Origin of the sequence: Vreelandella venusta (assembly GCF_015689495.1) — a bacterium.
Lineage (GTDB): Bacteria > Pseudomonadota > Gammaproteobacteria > Pseudomonadales > Halomonadaceae > Vreelandella > Vreelandella venusta.
Map to the genome: position 1 here is coordinate 2,894,238 of NZ_CP065135.1, position 15,255 is coordinate 2,909,492.

Below are 15,255 nucleotides of genomic sequence, written 5' to 3' on the forward strand. Positions count from 1 at the left end.
GTATGCCCAGATGTACAAAAACTCAATCATACATGAGACTACTACCCATTCTCGCGGTTGCTTGGTACTCGCTGCCAGACGCCAGTTGCGCTATGGTATACCGGTCCGCTAAGCCTTAGTTCTTAGCCTGACACCCTCTTCAGCATGACTTACCTTGTGTAATTTTTTTGGGTTAATACGGATATAACTCCCCCATGCGACGAATCCCCTACTCTTACGCGCTTGCTAGCCTGCTGGTTCTGGCGCTTGTGATATGGCTAGCGATTGGCGATTTTCAGCGTTTCCAAAGTAGCCCGCCTGAAGTAAATGCCACTGAACGCGACTCAACACCCCGTGTAGAGGTGATGACCCAGCAGAGCGCGCCCTATATCCCTAAGCAAGTACTGCAAGGCCAACTGACCGCGGAAAGAGAAACCCTGCTGCGTGCCAACGTGACTGGCTATGTCGCAGAGAAACCCGTGACCCAAGGGGCAACCGTCAGCCAAGGCGAGACACTGCTGGTACTGGATAATGATGCGCTCCCTCAACGCCTACAGCAGGCACGTGATGAGTTAACGCTCGCTGAAGCGGAGTACGCCGGCGCCCAAAATTTGCGTCGTCGTGAGCTAATTTCTCAGCCAGAATTGCTACGCCTGCAAAGTGCCTTGAGCGCCAGCGCAGCCCAAGTAGCTCAGTTGGAAAAGCAGTTAAGCGATACCCGTCCAACCGCGCCCTTTGAAGGCGTGTTGGACCGCGTCCAGGTAGAGCTTGGCGACTTGCTGCAGCCAGGTGAAGAGTGGGCACGACTGATCGATGACCGCCGCTTAATCGGCACCGCTTGGGTGGCTCAACAGCAAATCGGTGAGTTAAGCGTTGGCTTACCTGTTACCGCACGACTGCTCAATGGTCAGTCGCTTTCCGGCGAAGTGTCGTACATTAGCAGTCGCGCAGAAGAAGCCACTCGCACATTCTATATCGAAGTAACGCTCGACAATCCAGAAAGGCAACGCCTAGCAGGCAGTAGCGCTGAATTCACCATAACGCTGCCACCTCGACAGGTGCATACTCTATCGCCTGCTCTCTTTAATCTGAACGAGCAGGGTCAATTAGCTATCAAGCATGTTGTTGATAATAACCGCGTTGCCCAAACGGCTATTGAGCTGGTCAGTGCTGATACTGAACGCGCCTACGTGACAGGCTTACCCAGCTCCGTGCAGTTAATCACCCTTGGCGCGGGGTTAGTTAGCCCAGGTGAAACCGTAACACCAGTGTCTATCCAGGAAGGTGGTCATGCGTCAGTTGATTAATGCGGCGCTAACCCACACGCGAACCACCCTACTGCTCCTGGTTGGCTTACTGCTGGCGGGCACCACTGCCTGGCAGATGATTCCCAAGGAAGCCAACCCGGACGTCACTATCCCGATTATATACGTCTCGCTCTCACTGGAAGGCGTTAGCCCGGAAGATGGTGAGCGCCTGCTAGTTCGCCCAATGGAGCAGGAACTACGCGGAATCGAAGGGCTACGCAAATTTACCGCCCAGTCTAGCGAGGGTCATGGGTCGGTGACGCTGGAGTTTGATCCTGGCTTTGATCCGGATACAGCGCTTTCTGATGTGCGCGAGCGCGTGGATATCGCCCGCAGTAGCTTACCGGATGAAGCGGACGAACCCCGGGTCATGGAGGTTAACGTCTCCGAGTTTCCGGTGTTGAGCATTGGCCTTTCCGGCGAGTTGGATACCCGAGAACAGGTGACCATCGCACGTCGCTTAAAAGAGGAAATAGAGGGCATTGCTGACGTCCTAGAGGTCGATATTGCTGGCGACCGCGAGGACTTACTCGAAATTGTCGTTGATCCGCTGGTACTGGAAAGTTACGGCGTTGATTTTGATACGCTGTTTAATCAAATCTCACGCAATAATCGCCTGGTTGCTGCAGGCAGCTTGGATACCGGCGCTGGACGACTAGCCCTCAAAGTACCGGGCATTATCGAATCGTTAAACGATGTCATGGACATGCCGGTGAAAGTTGACGGCGACCAAGTGGTTACGTTTGGTGATGTTGCGTGGATTTTACCGACCTACAAAGATCCCGAAGGCTTTGCCCGCATCGACGGCCAGCCAGCAGTAGTGCTGGAAATTTCCAAGCGCGCCGGGGCGAATATCATCGCCACCATTGAAGCCGTAAGAGAACGATTTGCCCAGGCAGGCGACCTACTACCGGAACAACTACGTATTACCACGATTTTAGACGAGTCGGTTACCGTTCAAGACATGCTCTCTGAGCTGTTAAATAACGTGCTCACCGCAGTGGTACTGGTATTAATTGTTGTCGTAGCCGTTATGGGCTGGCGCATGGCGCTGCTGGTAGGCTTGACTATACCCGGCGCATTTTTAACCGGCATTTTATTGGTTTGGGCATTTGGTTTTACGCTCAATATTGTGGTGCTATTTGCGCTGATCTTAGTGGCTGGCATGCTAGTGGATGGCGCGATTGTGGTCAGCGAACTCGCTGATCGACATCTCCATGAGGGGCAGTCTCCCCACCAAGCGTGGCTGAATGCCGCAACACGTATGAGCTGGCCGGTTATTGCTTCTACCGCGACAACGCTTGCGGTATTTATACCGCTGCTATTTTGGCCTGGCGTGGTAGGCCAGTTTATGAAGTACCTGCCTGCCACGGTCATCTTGTGCCTTATAGCGTCGCTAGCCATGGCCCTGGTGTTTTTGCCTACCCTGGGCCGACTGTTTACCCGCACATCCCATATAGCAACTGCGGGAGCTGGCCCAGTCGACGAAAGCACGGCACTTGGGCGTGGCTACCGCCGCGTGCTCGGGCGTTTGCTGCAACACCCTGCCTGGGTGCTTGTGTTTGCGGTGCTGTTAATTGGATTGATTTATACCGGCTATGCTCGTTTTAATCACGGGGTTGACTTCTTCCCCAGCGTAGAGCCGGACAGCGCCCAGGTGCTGGTACGTGCGCGAGGCGATTTTTCCGCTGAAGAAACCGACGCCATTCTAAAACGAGTGGAAAACCGGTTAGGCAGCATGGGGGAAGTCGAAGCTCTTTACGCACGCTCTTTTGCAGTGCCCAACCAGCAAATGGGCAATGATGTGATTGGGATGTTGCAGTTTCAGTTTGTCGACTGGTATCAGCGCCGCCCTGCCCGCACGATTTTGGCTGACATGGCCGAGCGTACCCAAGACCTGCCGGGGATTACGCTAGAGTTTCGCGAGCAGGAGATGGGCCCTGGCGGCGGCAAACCGATTGTGCTTGAAGTCAGCGCCACCGATCCCGATATCGCAAACGCTGGCGTTGATCAAATTACGGCACTAATGCACGAGTTAGGCGGTTTTACCGATATCCAAGATAACCGCAGCCTGCCGGGAGTCGAATGGCAGGTAAAGGTTAATCGTGAAGCTGCTGCCCGCATGGGCACCGACATCACCACCATTGGTAGCGCCGTACAGCTACTAACCACTGGCCTTCAAGTGGCCAACTACCGCCCCCCCACCGTTACTGATGAGGTGGATATTCGTGTTCGCTTACCGGAACACTGGCGCACGCTCAACCAGCTTGAACGGCTGACGATCAACACCCCACGCGGCCAAGTGCCTATTGCTCACTTTGTAGACATTACACCTGCCCCCAAAGTAGGCACCCTGAATCGCATCGATGGACGCCGTGCGATTACCGTTGAGGCCGATTTAGCACCTGGCTACTTAGCGGACGAGCGGTTGCGAGCGCTGCTAGAGGCAGGCAAAAGCCAACTTGATAGTGGTTTGATGGTTAATGTGGCGGGTGAACAAGAAGATCAGCAGGAATCCATGCAGTTCTTGATCAGCGCTTTCTTGATCGCGATTGGGCTGATGGCGCTGATTCTGGTCACTCAGTTCAATAGCTACTATCAAGCAGCGCTAGTGCTATCGGCCATAGTGTTCTCGACGGCGGGCGTTTTGATGGGGCTGCTCGTTACTGGCCAAGCGTTTGGTATTGTCATGGTAGGCATGGGCATTATCGCCCTGGCAGGCATTGTGGTTAACAACAATATCGTCTTGATCGACACTTACAACGAGCTGCGCGGGCAAGGCATGCCCCCAACCGAAGCGGCACTCGAAGCAGGCACCCTGCGCTTACGCCCAGTGCTTCTCACCGCCATTACCACCGTGCTGGGGTTAATGCCGATGGTGCTGGGAATCAACGTTAATCTTTTCGCACCCGCGTTAGGTTTCAATGCCCCTTCAGCTCAGTGGTGGACACAAATGTCTAGCGCAATTGCAGGCGGCCTCACGTTCGCCACCGCCCTGACGCTCTTATTAACCCCTTGCATGCTAGTGATAGGCGGCAAACTAAGGCGTGATAGGTGAGCAGTGAGAATTGAAAAGAGTGAGAAGTGAGGCTGCATAGCAGACGGGGATGGGGCACCGTTCGTAGGTGCCTCATTTGCTCGTGCCTCGCAAGATTCGTTACACCGCGCTACAAAACATATTGAATTCACAGGGGCTGTAGCGCGTGGTAAGCGAAGCGCACCCGCGGGGCAGGACAAAGCGCTACGCTGGTGACTTCATCTGCTGGGGGCTGTGGGCAGCGTGCAGGCGGGCGATTAACTGGTCTTCGAGGGCGAAGCGCTCTGCCAAGCCTTTCGCTAAGCGATCAATCCAGGCGGGTAAACGCACTAGATTCTGCTGACAGCGAATCGGTGAAGCGAAGTCTTCATCGAACTCCAGCACCATGGCCGTTGACATTTCTAAGCGCTCAAGAAGCTTTGCGGCGATTTGTAGCGCACTCTCATCGTCGAATGCCTTCGCTTCCTCAGCAAGCTGGGGATAAATCTCGAAGTGCCCAGCGCTGATGTAGTCCATCAGCAACTCACTAAAGGTGTCAATGCGTGCTTTGCTAATCGCCTCTAATTCGGCGTCACACGCTTCTTGCAGCTCAATGAAGCTGACTAACAGCGAACGGCGCTGATCAAGCCAGCGATCAATCAAGCTATGCACGCCCCCCCAGCGCTCCAGGGCATTTTTGCAATCTTCGAGCATGGGGCTTTCTCCTTACAGATAGCCGTCTTCAACTGAGCTAGACTCGCGCGTCCGTGGACACCTGTCAATCCTAGCGGGTACGGTTTACTTAATTAAATGAGGCCAAACGATTAACGTAAACCATACCACTTATTTAACTCTTTTTTACAGACCATGTTTTTACATGGCCATGTTTTTACGGACTATGCTTTTAAAGACCACAGAATACGCAGAGGCGCAATGGCGAGCAATAAAAAGCCGATCAAGGTCCATGCAGGCAGCGACAAGCCTAAGAACATGAAATCGATTGAAGCACATTCACCAGAGCCGGTAAGCACCATGGCAACCACTTCTTGCATCGGCAAGATATCCATCATGTACTCAAGGCCTGGGCCACAGGTCGGCACTTCGTCGGCGGGCAAGCCTTGCAGCCATACATGCCTTCCAGCAATAAAAGCACCGGTACCTACTGCGGCTAAGCTCAGTAAACCGTAGATAGCTTTGCCTACTTTGCCACTTGGGTTGTGGAGGGCAGCGATCCCCAGCACCAGCCCTGCGGCAATCACCGCGACCCGCTGAAACACACACAACGGGCAGGGCTCTAGCCCCATAATATGCTCAAGCCCCAAGGCTACTGCCATCATCAGAACACAAAAGGCGAAGCCAGCCAACGCGATGGGACGAACTGCTAACGATGTCATTGACCATCCTCTGGTGAAATAGCAGATAGCGCTCTGGATTCACGCGCTTTGGCAAAATATGTGCTTAGGAACTCACTAAAGCTCTCTTGGTCGGCCTCTTCAATATCGTGCTGCTGTTGGTGCGAGGTTTCGATCAACTGAGCAAGCAGTGCTTCACGAGAACGTAGCATGGGCGTGGATTTAAGCTTCTCGGCCTGCTCTTGAGCCAATTGCAGCAGCGTATCGCTGAGCGAGCCATTACCAGCTTCCAGGCGCGCCAGTAGTTGCGCTGAGGGAGTTAGAGAAGGGTCTTTCAGCCGTGGCGCTAGCTCAGCAAGTGCCGACGCATGGGGCGCGCCCTCTTCTACCGCATCCAACAGCCGTGCCACTTCAGCCATTTCCGCAAAAATCTGCTCGCCCCACTCCTTCACAGTCGTCGTTTTGCCGTTATGGATCAGCTTCAGCGCTGGGTCACGCCCACGCTCAACGACAAAACGGCGGTTGTCGTCTAAGCGGTCGCACTCTTCGTCTGAAATCCACGGGCTATCGCTGAGCAGACACCACATTAGGAAGGTATCAACAAAGCGCATCTGCGCCTCGGTGACCCCTAGCGGGTCGAATGGATTAAGATCCAAACAGCGTACTTCGATGTACTCCACCCCACGCGCTTCCAGGGCTTGACTGGGCGTTTCGTTGTGCTTGGCGACTCGCTTAGGGCGAATATCGCTGTAGTATTCGTTTTCAATCTGCAAAATATTGGCATTTAACTGCTGCCACTCGTCGCCATTCTTCACGCCCAGTTTTTCGTAGTCAGGCCACGGAGTAGAAATAGCGTGCCGCAGGGTGTTGACGTAGTTAGACAACGAGTTAAAGCAGATTTTAAGCTGTGACTGCACTTTATTCTGATAGCCCAAATCCGACATACGTAGCGTGGTCGCATAGGGGGCGTAATAGGTGTCGTCGCTCAGCGTCTGAAGTTTTTCAGGCACTGTGCCCGTTGGCAGGAAACTTTTGTCGATGGCGGGTGATGCGCCGAATAGATAGAGCAGCAGCCAGCTATGACGACGAAAATGCCGAATCATGCCGAAATAACGCGTAGAGCGATAATCGTTAAAAGGAATATTGGTGGCTTTTTCAAGCTCACGTAGGGCGTGCCACATATCATCGGGTAGCGACACGTTATAATGCACTCCGGCGATAGCCTGCATAATACGCCCGTAGCGCACATCCAACCCTTTACGATAGACATGCTTCATGGTACCCACATTGGAGCTGCCGTAGTCAGCAATCGGCACGCTATCATTGCCGGAAAGCCGAGATGGCATGCTGCCTGGCCAAATCCACTCGTTTTCCAAGTGGTGATAGGTAAACGTGTGCAGGTCTGATAAAAATGCCAGCGCTTCTTTGGGTTCTGAATACACCGGTGTGATGTACTCCAATAGGGCTTCGGAGTAGTCAGTGGTGATATGTGGGTGGGTTAGCTTTGAACCCAGCGCGTAGGGGTGTGGCGTTTGAGCAATATGGCCGTTGGCATCAACGCGCAGGCCCTCTTTTTCCACCCCGCGACGCAGGCGACCTAGACGCCCTAAACGCGCGCTAGGCAGCAAGCGCTCAACCTGGGCAGTCAGTGTGGATGGCACAGTGAGAGGTTCAGACAAGGTGAACACTCCTTGTTAGTAAGGCCTGCTTAAAGCAGGCCTTGTTGAAATCAGCTGGCATCGCCATGCGGTTTATCACGTTTTTTACCGAGAATAGACAGCAGGATATGGCGGCAACCATTAAATATTCAAGGCGCGCGACTATTTGCCCTGCTTTGCTTTAAGCAGTGCTGCGCCGAGCGCGCCCATTGGTGCCGCTGCTTCGCTGGACTTTCCGCTCTGGCGCTGACCACGACCATTCTGTCCAGAACTCGCCGACCGTTGACTACGTGCGGGCTTACGAGGCTCGCCGTTAGTCGAGTCTGAAGCCGCTTGTGCCTGTTCTGGCTCATCATCCAAACGCATTGAAAGCCCTACTCGCTTGCGGGGAATATCCACGCTCATCACCTTAACGGTAACGATATCGCCAGCTTTGACTACGCTACGGGGATCATCGATAAAACGGTCAGAGAGCGCTGAAATATGCACGAGCCCATCTTGATGAACCCCAATATCTACAAAAGCGCCGAAGTGGGTCACGTTGGTGACCGTGCCTTCCAGCACCATGCCCAATTTCAGGTCTTTGAGTGTTTCGACGCCTTCACGGAATTCAGCCGCCTTAAACTCCGGGCGCGGATCGCGTCCTGGCTTATCCAACTCTTTGAGAATATCGCTGACGGTAGGAACACCGAAGCGCTCATCAGCGAAGTCGGCGGGCTTCAGTGCTTTTAGCGTCGCACTATCACCAATCAGGCCTTTTATATCCCGGCTATTCTGCTTGGCAATACGCTCTACCAGCGTATAAGCCTCTGGGTGAACAGCACTGGCGTCCAGCGGATTTTCGGCGTTGCTAATGCGTAAAAAACCAGCACACTGCTCAAATGTTTTTGGCCCAAGGCGGCTAACTTCCAACAACTCTTTACGGCTTTTGAAGGCACCTTTAACGTTGCGTTGGGCAACAATATTTTCAGCAATGACAGCACTTAGCCCTGCAACACGTGAAAGCAAGGCGCTAGATGCCGTATTGAGATCCACACCGACTGCGTTAACACAGTCCTCTATGACGACTTCTAAACTGCGTGACAGCTGCACCTGAGAAACATCGTGCTGATACTGACCAACACCAATAGATTTCGGCTCGATTTTCACCAACTCGGCAAGCGGGTCTTGCAGGCGGCGGGCAATAGAGACAGCGCCGCGCACGGTGACATCCAGATCTGGCAGCTCACGGGAAGCGTATTCCGACGCGGAGTAAACCGACGCCCCCGCCTCAGACACCATAACTTTGCTTAAACGATGCTCAGGTGCTAGCGCCTTCAGCAGATCACCTGCCAGCTTGTCGGTTTCGCGACTGGCGGTGCCATTACCAACGGCAATGAGTTGAACGCCGTGCTGTTTCACTAGCTTAGCGAGCACATTGAGCGATTCATCCCAGCGATTCTGCGGCGCATGAGGGTAAATCGTCGCTTGGTCGATAAATTGACCGGTTGCATCCACCACCGCAACCTTGCAGCCGGTTCGTAGCCCCGGGTCAATCGCGAGAGTTACTTTTTGCCCTGCAGGTGCGGCCAGCAAAAGGTCTTTCAGGTTGGCGGCAAACACCTCGATAGCGGTTAACTCTGCCTGCTCGCGCAAACGACCCAACAGTTCGGTTTCAAGTGCGGTATAGAGTTTTACACGCCACGTCCAGCGCACGACTTCGCCCAACCATTTGTCGGCGGAGCGACCTTCATCGCTAATGCCGACTTGTTTGGCAATGGCGACCTGGGCCGGATGAATGGGCGCATCCTCTTCGCCCGGCAGGCGAATCGCCAGGCTTAAAACACCTTCGTTGCGACCACGGAACATAGCCAGCGCGCGGTGAGATGGCACCTTGGCCAGCTTCTCGTCATGCTCGAAGTAGTCAGAGAACTTCGCGCCCTCCTGCTGTTTGCCGTCTAGCACGCGGGCACTTAATTCGCCCTCTTGCCATAACCGTTCACGCAACAGGCCAATAAGCTCAGGGTCTTCGGCGAAGCGCTCCATGAGAATTTGCTTAGCACCATCAAGGGCGGCTTTGGCATCTTCAATGGCTGGAATATCGCCCTCTTCAGGGCGCAGGTACTGTGCTGCTTCGCTTTCGGGATTAAGCTGCGGATTGGCCAATAGGGCATCCGCCAGTGGCTCTAAGCCCGCTTCACGGGCAATTTGTGCTTTCGTGCGGCGCTTTTTCTTAAACGGTAGGTATAAGTCTTCTAGGCGTTGCTTCGTCTCAGCTGCCTGAATCGTTGCTTTTAGCGTGGCATCCAGCTTGCCTTGCTCATCGATGGCCGCTAGTACGGCTTCACGGCGTTCTTCTAGCTCGCGCAAATAGCGCAGGCGCTCATCCAATTGGCGCAGCTGAATATCATCAAGGGCACCCGTTACCTCTTTACGATAACGAGCAATAAACGGCACGGTAGCGCCACCATCCAGAAGCTCTACCGTTGCGGAGACCTGTTCAGGCCGTACGTTTAGCTCAGTGGCTAAGCGTGAAATAATACGTTGTTTGACATCCATAACGTGCAACTAACTCATGCAGCATTCGAGGTGCCGACAAGGTACCACAATCGCACGATACTGGCATGAATTGGCTACGATGGAGAAGCTACCCTCGCGGGTGCGCTTCGCTTACCACGCGCTTCAATCCCACTGAGTTCAATGGTTGCATCCCTGTAGCGCGGTGTAACGAGTCTTGCGAGGAACGAGCAAACGAGGCACCCGCGACACTCCATGGGCACATGATCAACTCCAGCACCGCTTCGCACTATCCTCGCGGGTGCGCTTCGCTTACCACGCGCTTCAATCCCACTGAGTTCAATGGTTGCATCCCTGTAACGCGGTGTAACGAGTCTTGCGAGGGACGAGCAAACGAGGCACCCGCGGCACTCCATGGGCACATGATCAACTCCAGCTCAGCACCGCTTCGCACTACCCTCGCGGGTGCGCTTCGCTTACCACGCGCTACAACACCACTGAGTTCAATGGTCGCATCCCTGTAGCGCGGCGTAACGAGCCTTGCGAGGAACGAGCAAACGAGGCACCCGCGGCACTCCATGGGCACATGATCAACTTCAGCACCGCTTCGCACTACCCTCGCGGGTGCGCTTCGCTTACCACGCGCTACAACACCACTGAGTTCAATGGTTGCATCCCTGTAGCGCGGTGTAACGAGTCTTGCGAGGGACGAGCAAACGAGGCGCCCGCGACACTCCATGGGCACATGATCAACTCCAGCACCGCTTCGCACTATCCTCGCGGGTGCGCTTCGCTTACCACGCGCTACAACACCACTGAGTTCAATGGTTGCATCCCTGTAGCGCGGCGTAACGAGCCTTGCGAGGGACGAGCAAACGAGGCACCCGCGGATAGTGTTTTATGCAGGCACAAACCGCAACGCTAAACCGTTGTTGCACCAGCGCAAGCCTGTCGGCTCTGGTCCATCACCAAAGACATGGCCTTGATGACCGCCGCAGCGCGCGCAGTGATACTCTGTGCGGGGCCACACCAGTTTGAAATCTAGCTTGCTTAATAAGTGGCCCTCAACATGCTCGTAAAAACTGGGCCAACCGGTACCAGAGTCATACTTCATTGCGCTGGTGAAAAGTACAAGATCGCATCCAGCACAGCGGTATTCGCCCTCCCTATCTTCTTCATCCAGGGGGCTTGAAAAAGCGCGCTCGGTTCCCTCTTCGCGGAGCACGTAAAATGCTTCATCAGTTAAGCGCTCACGCCATTCGTCTTCGCTTAACTCAAGTTTTTCAAGGCCAGGGGCTGCTTCAAGGTCTAATCGCGGAAAGCCAAAAGAGACGCCAGGCAGAACACCTGCCAACCCCGTTAGTCCTGCAAGACCCAAAAAGTGACGACGTTTCATCTGCGCACTCCCCCTTTGATACGTCAAGCACATAGACACAAAAACGGGACGGCGCCTTAGCACCGTCCCGTTTTGACTACTTGTCTATCCAAGCGTTCGATTCGTTATCCAAACGCTCGACAACCTTTATCCTACCGCACCTATCAGGTTAACTGCGGACCTGCTTTGACAATTGCCTCGTTAACGCCTTCAAACTTCTTGAAGTTATCTACAAACTTGGTGGCAAGGTCTTGCAGATGACGGTCGTAGGCATCTTGGTCAGCCCACGTTTCGCGAGGGTTGAGCAGGCTAGAGTCGACACCCGGCACGGCTACAGGCACTTGAAGGTTCAGGCCGTCAATGTGCTGGGTTTCAACATCACGCAGCACGCCAGCCTGAATAGCGCTGATGATGGCACGAGTGGTCGGGATAGAGAAACGTGAGCCACCTTCGCCGTAGGCACCCCCTGTCCAACCGGTGTTGACGAGGTAAACCTGAGCGTCTTTTTTGTCTACCCGTTTGATCAGCAGGTCGGCGTATTCACGTGCAGGACGCGGGAAGAACGGCGCACCGAAGCAGGTAGAGAATGTAGCAGCCAGACCTTCGGACGAGCCCATTTCAGTAGAACCCACTTTCGCAGTGTAGCCTGACAGGAAATGGTACGCGGCAGCTTCTTTAGAAAGAATCGATACGGGCGGCAACACGCCAGACATATCGCAGGTCAGGAAGACGATAGCATTAGGCTCACCGGCCAGGTTCTCCGGCACACGCTTTTCAACGTGCTCTAGCGGGTAGGCGGCACGAGAGTTCTGAGTCAGGCTGTCGTCGGCGTAATCCGGCTCGCGACGATCGTCAAGAACAACGTTCTCCAGCACGGTACCAAACTTAATCGCGTTCCAGATAACCGGCTCGTTCTTCTCAGACAGGTCGATACACTTAGCGTAGCAACCACCTTCCATGTTGAAGACGATACCGTCGCCCCAGGCGTGCTCATCATCGCCAATCAGGTAACGCGCTTGGTCTGCGGAAAGCGTGGTTTTACCCGTGCCTGAAAGGCCAAAGAACAAACAGGTTTCGCCATCTTCGCCAACGTTCGCAGAGCAGTGCATTGGCAGAACATCAGCTTCTGGCAACAAGTAGTTCTGCACCGAGAACATTGCTTTCTTCATTTCGCCGGCATAGCGCATACCAGCAATCAATACTTTGCGCTCGGCAAAGTTAATAATGACACAGCCATCAGAGTTGGTGCCGTCGCGGCTTGGGTCGCACTCAAAGCCCGCAGCGTTCAGAATCGTCCACTCATCTTTAACCGCTGCGTTATATGCCTGCGGACGCACAAACATAGTGCGGCCAAACAGGTTTTGCCAGGCAGTTTCTGTGGTAACACGAACGGGTAAGTAGTGCGTGTTATCACTGCCGACATGCAGTTCAGCGACGAAATGCTCACCGCTACCCAGATAGTCTTCTACACGTGCCCACAGCGCTGAAAATTTCTCACTATCAAACGGGCGGTTCACGCTTCCCCAGTCGATGCTATCGCGAGTAGAGGGCTCGTCGACGATATAGCGATCTTTCGGTGAACGCCCTGTGCGCAGACCGGTGTTTACCACCAGCGCACCGTTAGCCGACAGGCGGCCTTCACCACGGGCCACGGCGCGCTCGATCAGTTCGGCGCTGCTAAGATTAACGTGGGCTTGGGGAGCGGCTTGAGTCGTGGTCATGTCGATTCCTGGGTCTCGAATTTACCGGGCGTCAACGACGCCTTGAGAAATCACCTCAGCCGCTTATTGTTTCCAATACCACGGGCTGAGTGCGCTGAAGTCCGGCGCATTATGGCAAAAAGAAAGCCCCCGGGAAACGGGGGCTTTCATCAAATATCTTGTAGTTAAACTACTACAATGACACTACATTTTGTGTTGCATCGCAGCAAGTTTTTCAAACAATCGTTCGACAGGCATCCTATAGGCTATGCTATGACTAGTGCGGTAGACATACGACTTCAATACCCATGCCATCATCTGCGACTACACAATCAATGAATCACTGGGGGTGGCGCGTCCGGATTTTCTAATAAAATTTCAATCTCTGCGGCTGTGTAGTGATATTTCGTATGGCAAAAGTGGCATTGCGTATCGATTGCGCCTTCTTCGCGCAAAATATCGCGCAGCTCCTGTTCACCAAGCGTGTATAACGCATGGCTCATTCGCTCCCGCGAGCAGGTGCAGCCAAAGCGTAGTGCTTTTGGCTCGAAAACTCTAACCGTTTCTTCGTGATAAAGCCGGTACAGTACTTCGCGCTGCTCTAACCCTAGAAGTTCTTCAGTCTTAATGGTGTCAGCGAGATGAACGCTACGCTCCCAGGCATCAATATCTTGATTTTGTGAGGCATCGGGCAGACGTTGCAGTAGAAGACCACCGGCACGCTCGCCGTCAGCCGCGAGCCAAAGGCGAGTTGGCAGCTGTTCTGATTGGCCAAAATAGGCTTCCAGGCAGCCTCCCAAGGTAGCGTGATCAAGCGCAACAATACCTTGATACCGATGCCCTTCCCTGGGATCGAGGGTAATCACAATTTGGCCTTCTCCCACCAGCTCTCGGAAACTGGCATGTTCGCTGGGCAGCACAGCGTCTTCCGCAATTCGCGCAATTGCACGTAGCTCACCACCGGGGTTGGACTCTGCCATTAAGAGTGCCAGCGAGCCTCGTCCACGCACTTCAATGCTTAAGGTGCCATCTAGTTTTACCGTGTCGGTTAGCAAAGCGACCGCCGCCAACAGCTCACCCAGCAATTCATTAACCGCTGGTGGGTAGGCGTGGCGGTCTAGCACCTCGTGATAGGCAGTACTGAGCGTGACGATTTCACCACGCACGTTGGTTTGGTCAAACATAAAACGCTGGATTTGATCAGACATAAGGAAACCGTCGGAGAAATAGAGAGAAGGCTTACCGCCATGACGAGTAAGCGTGTGCTTAATCGCCCTGTTGGCGCTGGAAACGCTGAATGTCACGCCGCTGTTTTTTATCAGGGCGTTTGAGTGGGTGTTGCATGGCTTCGTTGGTGAGACGACGAGCTTCTGCTTCTTTGGCTCGGCGTTGCACGCTGTCTTCCGTTTCAGCGTAGAGCTTACGCGCTTCTGGCGCGCCGCGCCGCTGATCGGAAAGCGCAACCACTTCCACCTCAAAAATATCCCACCCCTGGGGAACACGAATCAGCGCCCCCAACTCGACATTTTTGCTGGTTTTTACGCGGCCACCGTCATAGTGGACTTTACCGCCTTCTATCGCTTTTTTAGCTAGGGCACGGGTTTTGAAAAACCGCGCAGCCCATAGCCACTTATCCAAGCGAACGCTGTCGCTCATTAACGCTCTCCTCGCTGCCCTGGCAGGTTATCTGGCAGCAGTTGGGCAAACCGGTCTAGGGCAATAAACTCTTGCAGTTCTTTTTCAGGCCGCTGGCTATCTGGCTGCTTAATACCGAGTAAGTGTTTGATACCAAACTCACGGGCACTTTCGAGTACACGCGCGTTATCATCGATAAACAGCGTGCGCTGCGAATCGAACGGCTCTCTCTCTTGGAGCGCAAACCAGAAAGCCTGCTCCTCTTTGGCTGCCCCCACATCTTCTGATGAGATGATGGCATCGAGGTAGTTTTCCAACCCTGTCAGCGGCAATTTTAGCGCGAGGCTGGCTCGGTCTGCATTGGTCGCTAGAATGACACGGGGATGGGCTTGCTTCAGCCAGGTTAAAAAGTCTAGTGCATCGCTACGCAGGCCTATCAAGTGCTGCACTTCACGTTTCAGCGCCACGATATCCACCCCAAGTTCGCGGCTCCAGTAAGCAAGGCTGTACCAGTTTAGCGTGCCCTGCTCGCCGATAATGCGCGCACGCAGCGCTTCCTGGCTCGCTGCGTCTAGCTGATGAAGCTCAACATAGCGTTTCGGCAGGTGCTCTAGCCAGAAATGACTATCGAAGTGCAAATCCAGCAGCGTGCCATCCATATCGAGTAGGACAGTATCAATCTCGCGCCAATCAATCATTGCCGCTCCAGTATGAAAGAGTAAGCATGCTATTGTAGC

Annotated in this window: 11 protein-coding genes; 2 read left to right on the forward strand and 9 right to left on the reverse strand. The window is 54.0% G+C overall.

Going from position 1 to position 15,255, the window contains the following annotated elements; translation table 11 throughout:
• Positions 1–194: 194 nt before the first annotated feature.
• Positions 195–1,286: an efflux RND transporter periplasmic adaptor subunit gene (locus tag IR195_RS13770; RefSeq protein ID WP_206047849.1), complete on the forward strand. Its 1,092-nt coding sequence runs from the start codon at positions 195–197 to the stop codon at positions 1,284–1,286.
• The gene (locus IR195_RS13775) at positions 1,270–4,344 is read left to right on the forward strand and encodes an efflux RND transporter permease subunit (RefSeq protein ID WP_125749920.1); all 3,075 of its coding nucleotides are present in this window, start codon (positions 1,270–1,272) and stop codon (positions 4,342–4,344) included. The genes IR195_RS13770 and IR195_RS13775 overlap by 17 nt, the downstream gene beginning before the upstream one ends.
• 183 nt (positions 4,345–4,527) lie before the next feature.
• On the opposite strand, the gene rsd is transcribed toward IR195_RS13775, so the two are convergent.
• The 9 genes from rsd to yrfG form a co-directional block, all read right to left on the reverse strand.
• Positions 4,528–5,016 carry a sigma D regulator gene (gene rsd / locus IR195_RS13780; protein WP_125749924.1) on the reverse strand — a complete coding sequence of 163 codons (489 nt, stop codon included), beginning with the start codon at positions 5,014–5,016 and terminating at the stop codon, positions 4,528–4,530.
• A gap of 182 nt (positions 5,017–5,198) precedes the next feature.
• Positions 5,199–5,696, reverse strand: a complete 498-nt coding sequence (locus tag IR195_RS13785; protein ID WP_125749927.1) for a disulfide bond formation protein B — start codon at positions 5,694–5,696, stop codon at positions 5,199–5,201.
• On the reverse strand, positions 5,693–7,333 hold the full coding sequence (gshA, locus tag IR195_RS13790; RefSeq protein ID WP_146945445.1) for a glutamate--cysteine ligase: 1,641 nt from the start codon (positions 7,331–7,333) through the stop codon (positions 5,693–5,695). The genes IR195_RS13785 and gshA overlap by 4 nt, the downstream gene beginning before the upstream one ends.
• A gap of 141 nt (positions 7,334–7,474) precedes the next feature.
• Positions 7,475–9,850: a Tex family protein gene (locus IR195_RS13795; RefSeq protein WP_206047850.1), complete on the reverse strand. Its 2,376-nt coding sequence runs from the start codon at positions 9,848–9,850 to the stop codon at positions 7,475–7,477.
• Between the two features lie 856 nt (positions 9,851–10,706).
• Entirely contained in the window at positions 10,707–11,204 is a 498-nt protein-coding gene (gene msrB / locus IR195_RS13800) for a peptide-methionine (R)-S-oxide reductase MsrB (RefSeq protein WP_206047851.1), read from the reverse strand.
• Positions 11,205–11,347: 143 nt separating this feature from the next.
• Entirely contained in the window at positions 11,348–12,904 is a 1,557-nt protein-coding gene (locus IR195_RS13805) for a phosphoenolpyruvate carboxykinase (RefSeq protein ID WP_125749939.1), read from the reverse strand.
• 311 nt (positions 12,905–13,215) lie between these two features.
• A complete protein-coding gene (gene hslO / locus IR195_RS13810) occupies positions 13,216–14,091 on the reverse strand; it encodes an Hsp33 family molecular chaperone HslO (RefSeq protein WP_125749942.1) in 876 nt (291 codons plus the stop codon).
• A gap of 58 nt (positions 14,092–14,149) precedes the next feature.
• Positions 14,150–14,539 carry a ribosome-associated heat shock protein Hsp15 gene (gene hslR / locus IR195_RS13815; protein WP_125749945.1) on the reverse strand — a complete coding sequence of 130 codons (390 nt, stop codon included), beginning with the start codon at positions 14,537–14,539 and terminating at the stop codon, positions 14,150–14,152.
• Positions 14,539–15,216, reverse strand: a complete 678-nt coding sequence (gene yrfG, locus IR195_RS13820; protein ID WP_125749948.1) for a GMP/IMP nucleotidase — start codon at positions 15,214–15,216, stop codon at positions 14,539–14,541. Before yrfG ends, hslR begins: the two co-directional genes overlap by 1 nt.
• Positions 15,217–15,255 lie beyond the last annotated feature (39 nt).

Excerpts from the sequence above, each read along its gene's own strand:
- yrfG (WP_125749948.1), bottom strand. The coding sequence starts at position 15,216 with ATGATTGATTGGCGCGAGATTGATACTGTCCTACTCGATATGGATGGC.
- IR195_RS13785 (WP_125749927.1), bottom strand. The coding sequence starts at position 5,696 with ATGACATCGTTAGCAGTTCGTCCCATCGCGTTGGCTGGCTTCGCCTTT.
- rsd (WP_125749924.1), bottom strand. The coding sequence starts at position 5,016 with ATGCTCGAAGATTGCAAAAATGCCCTGGAGCGCTGGGGGGGCGTGCAT.
- IR195_RS13775 (WP_125749920.1), top strand. The coding sequence starts at position 1,270 with ATGCGTCAGTTGATTAATGCGGCGCTAACCCACACGCGAACCACCCTA.
- hslO (WP_125749942.1), bottom strand. The coding sequence starts at position 14,091 with ATGTCTGATCAAATCCAGCGTTTTATGTTTGACCAAACCAACGTGCGT.
- IR195_RS13805 (WP_125749939.1), bottom strand. The coding sequence starts at position 12,904 with ATGACCACGACTCAAGCCGCTCCCCAAGCCCACGTTAATCTTAGCAGC.
- IR195_RS13795 (WP_206047850.1), bottom strand. The coding sequence starts at position 9,850 with ATGGATGTCAAACAACGTATTATTTCACGCTTAGCCACTGAGCTAAAC.
- msrB (WP_206047851.1), bottom strand. The coding sequence starts at position 11,204 with ATGAAACGTCGTCACTTTTTGGGTCTTGCAGGACTAACGGGGTTGGCA.
- IR195_RS13770 (WP_206047849.1), top strand. The coding sequence starts at position 195 with ATGCGACGAATCCCCTACTCTTACGCGCTTGCTAGCCTGCTGGTTCTG.
- hslR (WP_125749945.1), bottom strand. The coding sequence starts at position 14,539 with ATGAGCGACAGCGTTCGCTTGGATAAGTGGCTATGGGCTGCGCGGTTT.